The sequence below is a fragment of the Pseudomonas sp. Leaf434 genome, from assembly GCF_001425545.1.
GTDB lineage: Bacteria > Pseudomonadota > Gammaproteobacteria > Pseudomonadales > Pseudomonadaceae > Aquipseudomonas > Aquipseudomonas siliginis.
In genome coordinates this window covers 181368-198376 of the sequence record NZ_LMQZ01000008.1, presented here as the reverse complement: position 1 = coordinate 198376, position 17009 = coordinate 181368, and the positions used below count along the sequence as shown (strand labels likewise).

Below are 17009 nucleotides of genomic sequence, written 5' to 3'. Positions count from 1 at the left end.
GAGCGGGCTCGCTCCCGCAGTGTCATGTGCATGGCCGGGAAATATGTGTTACAAACTTGCCGCCGCCCGCCTATGGGCGGCGAAAACGTTCTCAGGGCGGGGTGCAATTCCCCACCGGCGGTAATTGCGCGCAATGCGCATAGCCCGCGAGCGCTTGGCGCTGCACACGGCTTGGATCGGGTGCATCGGCAAGGTCAGCAGACCCGGTGTGATTCCGGGGCCGACGGTCATAGTCCGGATGAAGAGAGAACGGGATCGACGCCAAAGGGCCGTCCGCGTGCATCCGTGCCTGCGTTCGCACCCTTGCATCCCTTTCGATTCATAACGCCCTGTTTTTCACACAAACAGGAGTCAGAACATGCAACCCACCGCTATCGACAGCAAAAGCAAACACCCACAAGGCGAGCGCGTCGCGTTCATCCAGGCCTGCTGGCACAAGGAAATCGTCGACCAGAGCCGTAAAGGCTTCGTCGCTGAAATGCTGGTGCAGGGTTATCAGGAAGCGGACATCGACTTTTTTGAAGTCGGCGGCGCCTTTGAAATGCCGCTGCACGCAAAGCTGCTGGCCAAGTCAGGCCGTTACGCTGGTATTGTCGCCGCCGCTTTGGTGGTGGACGGCGGCATTTATCGCCACGAATTCGTCGCGCAATCGGTGGTCAGCGGCCTGATGCAGGTGCAGTTGGAAACCGAAGTGCCGGTGTTCTCGGTGTCGCTCACCCCGCACCACTTCCATTCGGGCGAAGAGCATCAAAAGTTCTTCTTCGAGCACTTTGTGCACAAGGGTCAGGAAGCAGCGCGGACTTGCGCCGATACGTTGCAGAAGATTCGCGCGTTGCGTCGCACGGAGCCGCGTGCGGTAGCCGTGTAACGTCGAGTGAGTTTTTGACCTCACTCAAATCAAATGTGGGAGCGAGCCTGCTCGCGAAGAGGGACTGCCAGCCGACGACAAGTTGACTGGTAGACCGCTTTCGCGAGCAGGCTCGCTCCCACATTGGTTTTGTGCCGATTCAGATGTCGCTATCAGGCGAGGTTTTCGTCGGTGGTCGGGACGATCAGAATGCCGGCGCGCAGGCCGTTCTTGACCTTGGGGTTGGGGAAGATGATTCGTGCGCCCTGCTCTTCGATCACCCAGCGGGTATTGGCCAGGTCTTCGGCCAGCACATAACCCGGTTCCAGCTCGGAAAAGTTTTCGATGTCAGCTGGCAGATTCAGGCGGAACGCATCGCTGTGCTTGATGATTTCCCGCGCCACGCTGAACAGCTGCAAACCATCCAGCCCTTCTTCTGTCTCCGGCTCAGCGCCTTCGATGATCTGCTTCAGGCGGGTTTCCAGCAGTGAGACGTTGACGCCATCGTTCTGCCCGAACGGCCGCGCCTTGCCCAGTTCCAGGGTGAAAGCCTCGGCGTCGAGTTTGTCGTAGGTGTACGAACTGAACACGATGGATGGTTTGTTCTGCAACAGCACTGCTTCCATGCCGGCGGCGCGCAGGCGCGCCAGTTCGCGACGGGAATGCTGGCGCCGTTCCTTCCACGGGTACAAGGCGAACTGTTCGATCTTCGAACCACGAATCGCGGTGTGCAGGTCGTAGTGCAGACGCTCGCGATCGGGCTTGCTGAAGAAACTCGCCGCCAGCCGTTCCAGCTCACAGGCGCGCAACGCTTCCGAGCCGCTGCTTTGTTCGTGGCGACCGTTGAACAGTCGATTGACGTCCTGCTCGACGAAACGCTCACCCTTGCGAATCGCTTCCGGGTTGCCGAACAGGAACAGAATGCGTGCGCGCGGCTTGAGATCGCCGCGCGCGATGTCGTGCAGCAGCCGATCAAGCAACTCGATCGGTGCCGTTTCGTTGCCATGGATGCCTGCCGACAGCAGCAAGTCCAGGCCATTGTCGCGCGCTTCCGGGGGCCGCACTTCCAGCGCCCCTTCGCTCAACCAGCGCATGCGCACGCCTTCGACAGTCAGTTGAGTCTTCTCCGCCGGTTCGCGGCCGGCGAGGGTCAGTTCAAGCAGTTTGCCGAGGGCGAGCATAGAGCGGTTTCCTTAGTGGTCGTGGTTGCAATCCGGGCCGTGTACGTGATCCTCGTCAGCGCCGAGGTCAGCCGGTTCCATTTCCAGTTGCAGACTTACCAGATTAGTCGCCAATGGGCGCAGCAGCAGGTTGGCGTACTCTTCGTCACCTTCCTCGACGTCCACGCCGATCAGCAGCTGGCCACGGCCGTCCTGCTGGATCCACAGCTCTTTGCCTTGCCACATGACCGCAACGCGGGTGCACGAGGTTTGCAATTGCGTGCCGTCGGTGTCTTCAAGGATCAGCTGCAGGGAATCGCTCATGTTTTTACTCTCTTGGGGTGACACGCCGCGCGCCACGTTCAGGCAGCGCGCTGGCGATCAATTGATCTGGAAGGGATAAACCGCGCCCAGTTTAAGGATTTGCGTCAGTTCATCCAGTGCCGTCCGGCATTCAAGCAACAATTGCGGGTCCGCCAGATCGGTTTCGCTCAGGCGGTCGCGGTAGTGCTTTTCAACCCATGCGGTCAACGAACCGTACAACGGGGCCGTCATGATAACGCCTGGGTTGACCGCCGCCAGTTCGGTTTCATTCAGCGCCACGCGCAGACGCAGGCACGCCGGGCCACCGCCGTTCTGCATGCTTTGCTTGAGATCGAAGACTTTAACTTCGCGGATCATTCCGCCGGAGCTGGTCAGGCTTTGCAGATAAGCCCAGACGCGTTCGTTGGCCTGGCATTCCTGCGGCACGATCAGCAGCATCGAACCGTCAGGACGCGAGAGCAACTGGCTGTTGAACAGGTAGGAACGCACCGCGTCATCCACGGTGACTGCCGAACGCGGCACGCAAACGGACTGGAAGTTACCACCGACCTTGGCCAGTTTGCCTTGCAGTTCGGCGAGCATCTTGTCGGTCTCGAGGAACGCGTCCTCGTGATAGAACAGCACTTCACCGTTGCCCACAGCGATCACGTCGTTGTGGAACACGCCCTGATCGATGACGTTGGGATTCTGTTGCGCGTAGACCACGCCTTCGTCACGCAGACCGTGCAGACGCGCGACGGCTTGCGAGGCTTCGAGGGTCTGGCGTGCAGGGTATTTCTGCGGCGCCGGGAAACGGTTGTCGAACGCACTGCGGCCGAACACGAAAAACTCGACGCCCGCCTCGCCGTACTCACGGCAGAAACGCGTGTGGTTGGCCGCGCCTTCGTCGCCGAACTGCGCCACCGCCGGCAATGCGGCGTGATGGGCGAAGTGCTGTTGATCGGCGAACATCGCGCCGAGCACGCGGCTGGTGGTCGGGTGTTCGATGCTGCGGTGATATTTGCAATTGAGGTTGGCGGCGGTGAAGTGCACACGGCCGTCAGCGGTATCGGCACTTGGGCTGACCGTGGCGGCGTTGGCCACCCACATGCTCGACGCCGAGCAACTGGCGACCAGCAGCGGCATCGCTTCTTTGGCGGCGCGCTCGATCACCTGCGCGTCAGTGCCGCTGAAGCCCAGACGACGCAGCGCCGCCACGTCGGGACGTTCCTGCGGAGCCAGCACGCCTTGCTGAAAGCCCATGTCCATCAGCGCTTTCATTTTTGCCAGACCTTGCAGCGCCGCTTCCTTCGGGTTCGAGGATTGCTGACTGTTGCTCTGCGAGGCGACGTTGCCGTAGGACAGACCACCGTAGTTATGGGTCGGCCCCACTAGACCGTCAAAATTGACTTCATAGGATTTCATCAGCGAGGCTCCACGAGAATCTGTTGTTATAGGCTTCAGTAACTATTCTTTGCGACCGAGGCGCGGCCTTCGCGAGCAGGCTCGCTCCCACAGGATTTAGGTTGGACACAAAATGTGTGAACACCACTGAACCTGTGGGAGCGAGCCTGCTCGCGAATGGGCGCTACGCCATTTTCACGCCAGGCGTCAGAGCCGATGGCAACACCAGGCTCGGGGTTTCCAGCGACGCCACCGGGTATGCGCAGTAGTCCGCTGCGTAATAGGCGCTGGCGCGGTGGTTGCCCGAGGCGCCGACACCGCCGAATGGCGCGCTGCTCGCGGCACCAGTCAGCTGTTTGTTCCAGTTGACGATGCCGGCGCGGCTTTCCAGCCAGAACTGCTGGTAACGCGCTTCGGAATCGGAGAGCAAACCGGCGGCCAGTCCATAAGCGGTGTTGTTGGCTTCAGTGATCGCCGCGCCGAAATCGGCATAGCGGATCACTTGCAGCAGCGGCCCGAACAGTTCTTCGTCCGGACGCTCGGCCACGGCCGTCACATCGACAATGCCCGGGGTCAGCAAAGCCGACTGCGCCTGTGGCTGAGTCATTTCCAGCAGCGCCACCGCGCCGTTGGCCAGCAGTTGTTCCTGCGCATCCATCAGCGCTTTCGCCGCGCCGAGGGAAATCACCGAGCCCATGAACGGTGCCGGTTGCTGATCGAAGGCACCGACTTCAATGGTCGAACTGACTTCAACCAGACGCTTGAGCAGGCTGTCGCCCCACGCGCCTTGCGGCACCAGCAGACGGCGGGCGCAAGTGCAGCGCTGGCCGGCGGAAATGAATGCCGACTGAATGATCGTGTACACCGCCGCGTCCAGATCAGCGACCTGATCGACCACCAGCGGGTTGTTGCCGCCCATCTCCAGCGCAAGGATCTTGTCCGGACGCCCGGCGAATTGCTGGTGCAGATGATTGCCGGTGCGGCTCGAACCAGTGAAGAACAGACCGTCGATACCCGGATTCGCCGCCAGAGCGATGCCGGTTTCCCGCGCGCCCTGCAGCAGGTTCAACACGCCTGCCGGCAGGCCGGCTTCGATCCAGCACTTGACCGTCAACTCGGCGACTTTCGGCGTCAGTTCGCTGGGCTTGAACAGCACGCTGTTACCGGCCAGCAGTGCCGGGACGATATGACCGTTAGGCAGGTGACCGGGGAAGTTGTAAGGGCCGAACACCGCGACCACGCCGTGGGGCTTGTGGCGCAACACGGCGGTGGCGTCGCCCAATGGGCCGCTCTTCTCGCCGGTGCGCTCGCGGTAGCTCTGCACCGAAATCGCGATCTTGTTGACCATGCTGGTGACTTCGGTCGCAGCTTCCCACAGCGGTTTGCCGGTTTCTTCGCCGATGGTGCGAGCCAGTTCGTCAGCGTGGTTTTTCAACGCAGCGGCGAAAGCTTCGAGGACGCTGATGCGCTCCTCGAGGGTGCGACGTGCCCACTGAGGAAATGCCTGGCGAGCAGCCTGAACCGCCGATTCGACCTGCGCAGCAGTGGCGCCCTCGCCCGCCCACAGCACTTGCTGGGTCACCGGGTTCAGCGATTGAAAGGCCTCGCCCTGACCGGCCAGCCACTCACCTGCGATGTATAGCGAATTCATTATTTCGACTCCCGTGCAGCGGACAGCGCCACGGCGCGAACCTGATCGCCGGCGCTGAGTTGAAGACGTTTCGCGGTCTGCGGATCGACCACCAGGGTGCCCGCAGCCAGGCGCGCTGGTGCAGCCGTGATGCGGCAATCCTCGCGCTTGCGGTTGTGGATGATGAACGGCGTGGCGTCATCGCCCGGCGTGCCGACGGCCAGCACCAGCGCTTCGCTGTCACGCACCGCGCGGATCTTGCTGGTTTCGCATTCGATGGCCGGCCCGGCGTCGAAGATGTCGACGTAACCCTGATAGCTGAAGCCTTCGCTCTTGAGCATGGCCAGCGCCGGCTCGGTGTCCGGGTGCACTTGGCCGATGACGTTGCGCGCGTCCGGCGAAAGGAAGCAGGTGTACAGCGGAAATTTCGGCATCAGTTCGGCGATGAACGCCTTGTTGCCGACGCCGGTCAGGTAATCGGCCTGGCTGAATTCCATCTTGAAGAAGTGCCGGCCGAGGCTTTCCCAGAACGGCGAGCGCCCGGCGTCATCGGACACGCCACGCATTTCGGCGATGATCTTGTTGCCGAACAGCTCCGGGAACTCAGCGATGAACAGCATGCGCGCCTTGGACAGCATCCGGCCGTTGAGGCCGTTGCGGTAATCAGCGTGCAGGAACAGCGAGCACAGCTCGGAATTGCCGGTCAGGTCGTTGGCCAGAAACAGCGTCGGGATTTCGCGGTAGATGTTCAGCTCTTGCGAAGCGCTGACCGTCAGACCGACGCGGAAGTTGTACCAGGGCTCACGCAGGCCGACCGCGCCGGCGATGGCGGAAATCCCCACCACGCGGCCGTCATCGTCTTCGAGCACGAACAGATAGTCCGCATCGCCACGCCCGGCTTCGCCGCGAAAGGTCTTCTCGGCCCAGCCGACCCGGTGGGTCAGGCGCTCTTCGTTGGCCGGCAATGTGGTCAGGCCGGTGCCGGTGCTGCGGGCCAGGTCGATCAGCGCGGATAAATCGCTGCTGCGTACGGGACGAACAATCATGCTATCTCCTCAAACGGGCCGCTCGCGCCACCCGTGAAACTCGCTAAGGCGTTAAACCGCCACCAGGCGCACGCTGGCACCTTCACCGACGCCCAGGGCTTCGGCCGCTTCCATATCCAGCGTCACCGGTTTGCCCGGCGCGTAATCCAGCTCCAGCAACACCGCGCGGTAATCCTGCAACTGCGCGTTGGCCACCAGGTACTGACGCCCGGCACCTTTGACCGGCTCGCCGATCTTCACCGGCACCACGCGGCTCTGGGCGATCGAACGGATCCCGGAAACCCGCGCATGCAGGGTCGGGCCGCCGTCGAAGATGTCGATGTAGTGATCGGTTTCGAAGCCTTCGCGCATCAGGATGTCGAAGGTGATCTGCGCACGCGGGTGCACCTGGCCCATCGCCTCTTGGGCGGAGTCCGGCAGCAGCGGCACATAGATCGGGTAATGCGGCATCAGCTCGGCGAGGAAGGTGCGGCTTTTCAGCCCGCACAGGCGCTCGGCCTCGGCGTAGTTGAGGTCGAAGAAATTACGTCCGATCGCATCCCAGAACGGCGAGTCGCCATTCTCGTCGCTGTAACCGACGATCTCGGTCACCACCGAATCGGCAAAACGCTCAGGATGGCTGGCGACGAACAGCAGACGGCCACGGGAATTGAGCTCGGCCCACGGCGATCCGACCAGTTCGCGCTGCACATAGAAACTGGTCAGCAGGCTGTTGCCGGTCAGGTCGTGGCACTGCGAGAGCACGTGGATCTTGTTGTGAATCTTCAGCTCGCGGGAGGCGTGGACGAAGGTCTCGTTGCGGAAGCTGTAGAACGGCTCCGAATAACCGGCGGAAGCGACGATGGCCGAGCAGCCGACCAGTTTGCCGGTGCTCGAGTCTTCGAGGACGAAGAAGTAACTCTCTTCACCGTTGAAGCTCACTTCGGCGGCGAACGAGGCTTCGCTCGCGGCGATCTTGTCGCTCAGACGTTCCACGTCATCCGGCAAGGAAGTGACACCAATCGGGCTGTCCGCAGCCAGACGCTGTACCTCGCCCAGATCAGCCATTTGCGCGGGGCGCATCACCAGCATGGTGTCACTCCTTTCTCTTCAATATTCACAGAAAAAACCGGGCCCACATAAAGATCGATGCAGGAATGGGACTTGTGGCGAGGGGATTTATCCCCGCTGGGGGGCGAAGCACCCCCAAAAATCTGGGGCCGCTGCGCAGCCCATCGGGGATAAATCCCCTCACCACAGGTTCAATCCAACAGGTGAATGTGCCCGGTATCAAAAATTGGTTCGGCGCCGGAAAAACTCCAGGCGCCGAAAGGTCCATCAGGCTTGCGTCAACTTCGCTGCAGCACGTTCGAAGCGGTCGAGACCGGCGTCGATATCGGCGTCTTCCACCACCAGGCTCGGGGCGAAACGGATCACGTCCGGGCCAGCCTGGAGAATCATCAGGCCTTCCTGTTCGGCGGCGTTGAAGATGTCCTTGGCCTTGCCTTTCCACGCTTCGCTCAGCACGCAACCGATCAGCAGACCGAGACCACGCACCTGAGTGAACAGGCCGTATTTCTCGCCGATCTGTTGCAGGCGGGTCTTGAACTTGTCGTGCTTGGCGTTCACGCCGTTCAGCACCTCAGGGGTGTTGACCACGTCGATCACCGCTTCGGCGACGGCGCAGGCCAGCGGGTTGCCGCCGTAAGTGGTGCCGTGGGTGCCGACGACCAGATGTTTGGCCAGCGCTTCGGTGGTCATCATTGCCGCGATCGGGAAACCACCGCCCAGGCTCTTGGCGCTGGTGAGGATGTCCGGGGTCACGCCGTAATGCTGGTAGGCGAACAGCTTGCCGCTGCGGCCCATGCCGGTCTGCACTTCGTCGAACACCAGCAGCGCGTTGTTCGCATCGCAGAGTTCGCGGGCACCTTGCAGGTAAGCCAGCTCGGCCGGCAGTACGCCGCCCTCGCCCTGGATCGGTTCCAGCACGACCGCGCAGGTCTTCTCGGACACCGCGGCTTTCAGCGCGGCCAGATCGTTGTAGGGAACGTGGGTGATGCCAGTGATTTTCGGGCCGAAACCGTCGGAGTACTTCGACTGGCCACCGACGTTGACGGTGAACAGGGTACGGCCGTGGAAGCTGTTCAGCGCGGCGATGATTTCGTATTTCTCGGTGCCGAAACGGTCGAATGCGACGCGACGGGCCAGCTTGAACGCGGCCTCGTTGGCTTCGGCGCCGGAGTTGCAGAAGAACACGCGCTCGGCAAACGTGGCGTCGATCAGCTTGTGCGCCAGACGCAGGGCCGGTTCGTTGGTGAACACGTTGGACACGTGCCACAGCTTGTTCGCCTGTTCGGTCAACGCGCCGACCAGCGCCGGATGCGCGTGGCCCAAAACGTTGACGGCAATCCCGCCGGCGAAGTCGATCAGCTCACGGCCGGCCTGATCCCAGACCCGGGAACCGGCGCCACGCACCGGAATGAAAGCGGCAGGCGCGTAGTTGGGAACCATTACCTGGTCGAAATCGGCGCGTTGTACCGCAGCGTGCTCAACGGACATCGGAGTCTCCTGAAGAGGAACACCCGCCTGGAACTGGCGAGCGATGAGGGGATTGTAAGGACAGTTGGGTGCCCGGCCTTGTCGCCAAGCGACAACTTCTTATAGCGCAAACCCCGGATTTTCCCGGGTTTACGGCAATGCGACATATAGCGTCGCAAAGGCGCAGTTTACCGGGCGCGGCCGATTTGCGGCAGGCCGCGCAGGATACCAAGTCAGCCCCCACGGCAGAGACATAAATATCTACCGCACGGTGGTCGCTTGCCGCTGATTTGCTGAGGGTTCTTCCCAACGCCAAGGAATGGCCATGCATTTGTCTGAAGCACCCCCATCGGCAACCCCGGATGCCGCACATGACGCGCAACATGCGGACGAGCATTACCAAACACTGAAAAACGCGATTCCGGCCTGGCTGGGCGACACCTCAGCCACGCGGCGCGAAGCGCTGAAGAACAGCGTCCCGCAACAGCCGGCCGCGCTCAAGGTCGCGCCAGCCGAACAGCACGCGTTGATGAAAAGCCTTGGGGCGGCGCATATCACCGCGCAGAGCCGGGTCGACAAGAGCCTTGAGCACTTACAGGACGCTGCGGCCTTCGCCGAGCCCCTGCTCAAGGCCGAGCTGAAAAGCTGCTTCGATCTGGAACTGGATGTCAGAAACACCTACGTGCGCCTGTACATTCCTGCCACCACCCCATGGTTTCCGATCCGCACCGGCGCCCGCGCCTGGTCCGTGTCACTGCTTGAGGCGGCACTGCATAACTTCGAAGAAAGGGAAACCGAAGACGACGCCTTCGAAGCCGAGTCGACATTCACTAGCGCCCCCTCGGCCACAGGGCAGTTTGAAACCCTGCCCGAGATCAAGGCGAAACTGAGCATTTCCGCATTCACAAAACTGTGCCGTCGACTGGATATCGGCGCGAAATACAAAGCCAGTCTGGAAGACAATCTGGGCTACTCCGATCCGATGGTCGCGTCGGTCTTGCGCGGCAAGATCGACGCCAGCCAGAAGGCCGCGATGAAATCGGCCCTGCAATGGGCGCGGATGAACCGCGACGTGTCGGAAAACGCGGTACGCCTGATCGAAGCCATGCTCGACGGTGTGAAAGGCCTGCATGTGCACGGCGCCCCGCTGCTGTGTCATGACATGACGATGCTTTGCGCACCGCTCACCGGCATCGTGGTATTCGCCCCGGACCTGTACATGACACGCAATGCAGCGCGCGTCGTCGCCTACGTCCCGGATGACCGCGAACATCCGTTCAAGGAGTACGCCTCGCCATTGGAAATGGTCGTGGAACTGACGCGCAAGTTGCGCTCCAGGGACTATCAGCAGTTCTTCAGCCGCTTCGTCAATCACGACCAGCGCGGCTTTTTCTTCAGCACCCTCAACAGCCGGCTGAGTGAAATCCGCTGGCACCCGCACGAACCCGGCGACCCTCGGCCGGCGTGGCGCGAAGCCGCAGTGGAGCGGCCCGATCTGCAGACTGCGCTGGCGCCGTTTTACGACGATGTGTGGCAACACCTGTACCAGGCAAAACTGAACAAGATCTTCAATGACGCCCGAACCATTGCCGTACCGACTGCGTTGGTCGATCAAAGGGCGCGCTGGGCGTTCTGGGATTCGCTGGTCAACATCCTCTCTTCCATCGCCCAGACCGCCGCAATGATCGTCGCGCCCTTCGTGCCGGTGCTCGGTGAAGCGATGATGGCGTACATGGCCTATCAGATGCTCGATGAAGTATTCGAAGGCATTGTCGAGTGGGCGCAGGGGCGCACGACCGAGGCGGTCGAACACCTGATGGGAACCGTGGAATCGATGATCCAGCTGGGCATGTTCGCCGTCGGCGGTGCGATTGGCGCGGCCGAGTTCCGCAAGGTATTGCCCAAGGAAATCGTGGCGTTCATCGACCGCTTCAAACCGGTACAACTGGCCAATGGTGACATCCGCTACTGGCAACCGGATCTCGAACGCTACAAACATCCGCAGCGCCCGACTGCCGATTCGCAACCCGATGCCCTGGGTTTGCATGCGCATGAGGACAAGCTTCTGCTGCCCTTGGAGGACGCGCACTTTGCGGTCACGGAAAGTCAGGTGCCGGGGCAGTACCGCATCGAACATCCGAGTCGCCCCGACGCATACCAACCGGTGCTGCGCCACAATGGCGAAGGTGCCTGGCACACTGAACTCGAGCAACCGCTGGAATGGGATGGCGCAACCGCGCTGCGCCGTATCGGCCCTGCGGTCGAGAGCTTGTCCGCGAGCGAGCGCGAAACCGTGCTGCAGATCAGCGGAACCAGCGAAGACGCGTTGCGCAAAATGCATGTCGAGCAGGAAAGCGTTCCGCCTCTGCTGGCCGACAGCATCCAGCGCTTCAAGATTGATCAGCAGTTGCAACGCTTCATCGACCAGCTCGACAGCGCTGACGCTGAAGTTTTCTTGCGCGCCGACCCGGTCACGCAGCTGCAGGTGCTCAGCGAATACGGCCGCTGGCCAGGCGACCAGTGCCTGCGTCTGCTCGATCGCCAAGGCGAGCAACTGTGGCAGTCGTCTACTGACGCAAGCCTGCCCGTGACCGAACTGCGCCAGGGTGAACTGGCCGGTGGCGACGTGCTCAAAACCCTGCTCCAAGCCCTCGACGAGACGCAGATCAAAACCTTGCTGGACGAGCCCTTCGCGGGACCGACGCCGTCCATCGAGGTCCGCAGCCACAACCTGCGCAAACAACTGGCCGACCTCGCCAGACGCAACACCAGCGCGCTGTTCGAGTCGCGCTATCAAGCCCTCCAGCACCTCGACGACCCGCTGGCTGCACGACTCAAGATTCACCCTCCGCAATTGCCGGCCAGCATTACCCGCGAACTGCTCGATACCGCGACCGGCAGCGAACTGTTGCAGATCAGCGAAGGACGATTGCCCCCGCGCCAGCAGGCACTCATGCAGATGGCCAGTGACGAGGTGCGCGTTACCCGCGCGTATGAAGGCCTTGAGCTGGCCTCGGTGAGCAATTCCGACTCTGACTCTCTGGCGCTGCACAGCCTCAAATTGTTGCCGGGCTGGAGCGGCGATGTACGCATCGAAATCCGCGGCGGGCGCTACGAGGGCCGGTTACTGGACACGATCGGCCGTGACGATGCGCCCGAATACAAGGTGCTGGTTCGCCGCGACGATGGCCAATACCAACCTTATGACGATCGTGGGCAGCAGCTGCATTCGTTCGCTGATTTCTATTCCAGCCTGTTGTACGCATTGCCCGACAGCGAGCGCCAGAGCCTGGACATGCGGATCGGCCAGGGTCAGGCGCTGAAGGCGGCCATTCGTGAACGCACGCTCGAGCGCAACGAGTGGCGTCAGGTGATTGCCGATGCGCCGTCCCGAGCGCCGGCTATCGACACCCTGCGCCTGCTCGGTACCGACGGTTACGCCCATGCTCCGCGTCCGCCACGCCCCGCTTACCAGCCGCACACCCTCGAAGAAGACATCCGGGTGCTCTATCCACGCATGTCGAACCATGAAGTGCGCTTCCTCGCCGAAAGCATGCGAAGCAGTCCCGCAGGCCCGCGCGCCGAAATGCTTCGTTTGCAAAATGACTACCTGCAATTGCAGAACGAACTGCATGTCTGGGCCAACAATCCGCCCGCCGTGCACCCGGAAACCGGCACGGCGCTCACCTCGCTGGAGAAGCGCGCCGAAATCCAGAATCGCAGGCTGCTACGGGAGCAATTGCTCAAAGCCTGGAGACGGGAGCACGTCACGGGTATCAATCACCAGGGCTTTGCCGCCGGATACGCCTTGCGCCTTACACCTGCGGTGATGGGCGACTTGCCCGTGTTGTCAGCAGACTTCAGTCATATCACCTCGCTCGCCATTGATGGCAGCCCGATGACCACCTCCGTCGACAGCTTTCTGCAGTCCTTCAGCCAGTTGCAGAATATCGATGCGCGCAATCTCAATCTGTCGAGCCTGCCGCAAGCACTGACTTCGATGCGCTCGCTGCGCGAATTGCGCTTACGCAATTGTCGGATCAGTCTGACGACGGTCACAGAGTCAGTGCTCGCGGCCATGCCGCAGCTCACCCTGCTCGATCTGCAAGGCAATGCGCTGGGCCTGCCTCCGGACCTGCACACACTGCCTTCATTGCGCTACGTGAACCTGTCGGATACCGGCATTCACACGGTGCCCGACGATCTGCTGGATCATCCGCGCCTGATTTCGGCGCAATTCGATCGCAACCGCATCACGCGGATACCGGACAGTTTTTTCAACCTGGCAAGCTCCCTCAGCGATGGTTATACCTTCGCCGATAATCCGTTGACGGCGGCTTCTCGCGAGCGGGTAAAAGTGTTCTACGAGCACACCGGAAGGCACTTCGGCGTCCGGCCCGTGCAGGAAGATCTGCAACGCACCATCGCCTTGTTTCCATCCCTCGACACGGAAGGCGCAACACAGGTGTTGTACCGATTGCCCGGGCCATTGGCGGAGTGCGGCGCACAGTTGTCCCGCTGGGAAAATGAACTCGGCGTGCTGAATCTCGAACTCAGTCAATGGATCAACCAGGCCACCGTGACCGCCTCTGAGTCGGGGGAACGTCTTCCCCTCGAGGCGCAAACCCGCGAACTGGAGGCCCGGCGATCCTTTGCGCAACAGATCGAGCAATTCTGGCGCAGCCCGCCCCTGTACCCGCGCCTTGAAGAACTCAGGGCAACGGCGACGTTCAGTGGGGATATGCCGATACTCAGCGCCGGTCTCGAGCGCGCGACGCAGCTGAACCTCACCGGCACCGCCAATAGCACCGCTGCCCTGCGCTTCGTGGAGTGCTTCCCCAACCTTGCCAAGCTGAAAATGAACGGTTTCGAACTGGGACCGCTTGCGCTGGGCGAAGCAAAACTGCCTCAACTGAGCGATCTGGAGCTGAAAAATTGTGGCGTGGTCATGACCCCGGAAAATCAGGCTGCGCTGCTGTCACTTGGCAGCCTCGACTCACTGGACCTGAGCGACAATCCGTTGGCTACGTTCCCCGACCTGAATTTGTTGCCCGAATTGATCTATCTCGATCTGTCCAACTGCGGGCTGACCGTCGTTCCCGAAGGACTGGCCAGCCATCCGGGGTTGCGAACCGCAGTGCTCGCAGGCAACCGCATCACGCAACTGCCCGAGGCGCTGTTCGACCTCCCCGCCGAGCGCAGTGACGGCATTGACCTTGCCGACAACCCGCTATCGGCCGCCACCCGCGACCAGATCAAAAACTACTACCGCCTCCATCGCAACGACTTCGACGTATTGGCGGCCGAGCCCGACGTGAGCCTCGCCCGGCAGTTGTTTCCCGGTTTGAACAAGCAAGAGGCCAGCGAGATGATTTACGACTTGCCCGGCGACCTGGCCGACGGTCGCCAACAGCTGCTTCGCTGGCAAGCAGAACAGCAACAGATGCGCGATGACCTGACCCGCTGGGCCTTGGCAACGCCGTCTGCGCACCCGGTTACCGGTCAGGCCTTGAGCGCAAGCGAGCGTTTGGCGCAACGATCCGCACGCTCGGACTTCAAGCAATTGATAAAGGATTTCTGGGGCGAAAGATCGATGGGTACCGGCAGGCGCACGACTTCTTTCGCGGCAGACCTCAAGTTCCTCGGCGAAATGCCGCGCCTGACGGTCAACTTCGATCACGTTACCAGCCTCAAGCTGGCGGGCAACGTGACGATCGCGGGACTGGAGCCGTTCGCTGCCTTGTTCCCGAATCTTCAGATGTTGGAACTGAAAGCTTTCACACTCTATGACATCCCTTCATTCGTCAGCCGTCTGCACTATCTCAAAGAGCTCAAACTCAATGACTGCGCGCTGACGCTTACCCCTGCCGGGCAGCAGGTACTTGGCGCGCTGCCCGAGTTGCGGTTGCTCCATCTGAGCCATAACCCACTGACAAACGCGCCAGACCTGACAATCCTGCCCAAGGTGACGAACTTCTCGCTCGGCCATAGCGAACTGACGAGCGTGCCGAAGGGCATCGCCGAGCATCCGCTGCTGCGAGAGCTCCATCTCAATAACAACCAGATAACCGTGCTGCCCGACGCTGTTTTCAGTTTGCATCCCGAGCGGGCCGACAGCGTCTATCTGAACGACAATCCTCTGTCCATGAATGCCCGCGACCGCGTCAAGCGCTACTACGCCGCACAAGGGCGCAACTTCCGGATCAAGCCGGCATCGGCTGACATTGCCATGGCGCAGAGACTGTTCCCGCGACTGGGCGAAAACGCTGCGATCAACATGATTTATCGCCTGCCCGGGACATTACAGACCGGCACGGCGCAACTGATCAGATGGGAGGCGGAAATCGCCCGCATGACCAGTGATCTCAACACATGGAGCGCGCGCTTGCCGGTCAACAACCCTTCGACAGAGCTGCCCTGGACTGCGCCGGAAAGATTTGCAGAACTCGCCGCCAGACAAAGATTCAGCAGCGACCTTGAGAAACTCTGGCGCGGCCGGCAAAACGAAAACTCAGCCCTGCGGTTCAATACTTTCGAAGCCGATGCGACATTCACCGGCGAATTGCCGGAACTGACCGCTGACTTCAGCCACATCACGCATCTCAACCTTCAGGGCAATCCGGGGCTGAACATTCCCGATGGGTTTTTCCGAAGCTTCAGCGGCCTGCGCGGACTGGAACTGCAGGATTTCGCCTTGGGCCGGATACCCCAATCGTTGCCAAGCCTGCCGTTGCTTGAGAGATTGATGCTGAGCAAGTGCCAGATCACTCTGGATCCTGCCGGACAAGCGATCCTGTCCACGATGACCCGATTGAAATCTCTGGACTTGTATAGCAACCCTCTGCAGGTGACGCCCGATCTATCGACCCTGCAGAACCTGACGTTCATCGACCTGATCAACACCGGCATCGATAGTGTTCCCGCCGGGCTGGAACAGCTGCCGCACCTGGAAGTCGCGTTGCTGAGCGACAACAACATCAGCGAATTGCCGGCGCAACTGACGCAGTATTCCGATCGCGGCATTGAACTGGGCGGCAACCCGTTGTCGGTTGCTTCCAGAGAACGGATCAAGGCCGCATTCCAGGCCAAGGCTGACAACTTCGGTGTCTGGGTCCAACAGCAAGACATCGATCTGGCGCAAAGCCTTTATCCATCGCTGTTCGGCTTCGATGCCAACGATCTGGTCTACAAGCTTGCGGGCACGCTGGCCGATGGACGTGTTGAGCTGATGCGCCGCAAAACCGAACTCACCAGCCTGCTCGAACGCCTGGATAGCTGGGCCAACGAGACTCCCAACGATACTGACACGCAGATGCCGCTTGCGACCGAAGCGGCAGCCAGGGAAAGACTCAACCGCCAGCACTTCAGGCAAAACCTCGAAGACGACCTGCGCCGTGCGCCCTCGTTCCTGACAGGGCCAAGGGTCAGCTGCGAGTTGTCGTTTACCGGTGAGCTGCCGCCGCTGACCGCGCGTTTCGACCACATCGAACAACTGAAACTGACCACCACAGCGTCCGCTGCGCCTCGGATCGATCGTCTGCTGGAGCTGTTCCCGAAGCTCAAAGGCATCGACATCCGCAATTATCCGCTGGGCGAGATTCCCGCCCCGATTTTCGCCATGGAAAGGCTGCGCAGCCTGTATCTGCCGGGCTGTGAGATCACGTTGACTGCGCAGACCGCAGAAGCATTCGCAACGCTGAGAAACCTGAGTTCGGTGGACCTGAGCGACAATCCGCTCAACGTCGCTCCGGATCTGAGTCATTTCCCGCAGATGACCGATGTGCGTCTGGGCAACTGTGCCTTGAGCAAGGTGCCTGACGGCCTGCTCGAACTGCCTCGATTGATGTACGCCGACTTGTCCGGAAACGCGATCACCGAGTTGCCGGGCGAGTTTCCTTTACAGCCCGGCGACGTGCTGACCGAATACGACTTCAGCGACAACCCGCTGACTGCCGAAAGTTTGCAGCGCCTGCAGCGGTATGAGGCGGCGTATCAATTGCGCCTGCTGGAGCAACAGTCGAGCAACGACACCGCGTATCAGACGATTGAGGATTTCCATGACTTCTCCGGCGGCATGGAAACCGATTGAGGGTCGATCCGCG

Annotated in this window: 9 protein-coding genes and 1 riboswitch; of the genes, 2 read left to right on the top strand and 7 right to left on the bottom strand. The window is 61.2% G+C overall.

The features are described from left to right. Window positions 1-83 precede the first annotated feature (83 nt). A riboswitch (FMN riboswitch) is annotated at window positions 84-255 on the top strand. 103 nt (window positions 256-358) lie between these two features. Next, on the top strand, window positions 359-868 hold the full coding sequence (locus tag ASG55_RS15690; protein WP_024014011.1) for a 6,7-dimethyl-8-ribityllumazine synthase: 510 nt from the start codon (window positions 359-361) through the stop codon (window positions 866-868). A 152-nt stretch (window positions 869-1020) separates the two neighbouring features. On the opposite strand, the gene astE is transcribed toward ASG55_RS15690, so the two are convergent. The 7 genes from astE to ASG55_RS15655 form a co-directional block, all read right to left on the bottom strand. Further along, a complete protein-coding gene (astE, locus tag ASG55_RS15685; protein WP_056788061.1) occupies window positions 1021-2028 on the bottom strand; it encodes a succinylglutamate desuccinylase in 1008 nt (335 codons plus the stop codon). 12 nt (window positions 2029-2040) lie between these two features. Then, a complete protein-coding gene (locus tag ASG55_RS15680) occupies window positions 2041-2331 on the bottom strand; it encodes a hypothetical protein (protein WP_016773591.1) in 291 nt (96 codons plus the stop codon). Between the two features lie 57 nt (window positions 2332-2388). Beyond that, window positions 2389-3735, bottom strand: coding sequence for an N-succinylarginine dihydrolase (gene astB / locus ASG55_RS15675; RefSeq protein ID WP_056788059.1), 1347 nt, complete (start codon window positions 3733-3735; stop codon window positions 2389-2391). 163 nt (window positions 3736-3898) lie between these two features. After that, the gene (astD, locus tag ASG55_RS15670) at window positions 3899-5368 is read right to left on the bottom strand and encodes a succinylglutamate-semialdehyde dehydrogenase (protein ID WP_164488348.1); all 1470 of its coding nucleotides are present in this window, start codon (window positions 5366-5368) and stop codon (window positions 3899-3901) included. Further along, a complete protein-coding gene (gene astA, locus ASG55_RS15665) occupies window positions 5365-6390 on the bottom strand; it encodes an arginine N-succinyltransferase (protein ID WP_024014014.1) in 1026 nt (341 codons plus the stop codon). Before astA ends, astD begins: the two co-directional genes overlap by 4 nt. A 51-nt stretch (window positions 6391-6441) precedes the next feature. Then, complete coding sequence (gene aruF, locus ASG55_RS15660; RefSeq protein WP_024014015.1) at window positions 6442-7461, bottom strand: arginine/ornithine succinyltransferase subunit alpha; 1020 nt, start codon at window positions 7459-7461, stop codon at window positions 6442-6444. Window positions 7462-7707: 246 nt separating this feature from the next. Next, window positions 7708-8928 (bottom strand): aspartate aminotransferase family protein, encoded by a 1221-nt coding sequence (locus ASG55_RS15655; RefSeq protein ID WP_016773586.1) that lies wholly within the window; start codon window positions 8926-8928, stop codon window positions 7708-7710. Between the two features lie 304 nt (window positions 8929-9232). Between ASG55_RS15655 and ASG55_RS15650 the strand changes: the two genes are divergently transcribed. Then, window positions 9233-16996 (top strand): dermonecrotic toxin domain-containing protein, encoded by a 7764-nt coding sequence (locus ASG55_RS15650; protein ID WP_056788053.1) that lies wholly within the window; start codon window positions 9233-9235, stop codon window positions 16994-16996. The last annotated feature ends 13 nt before the right edge of the window (window positions 16997-17009 follow it).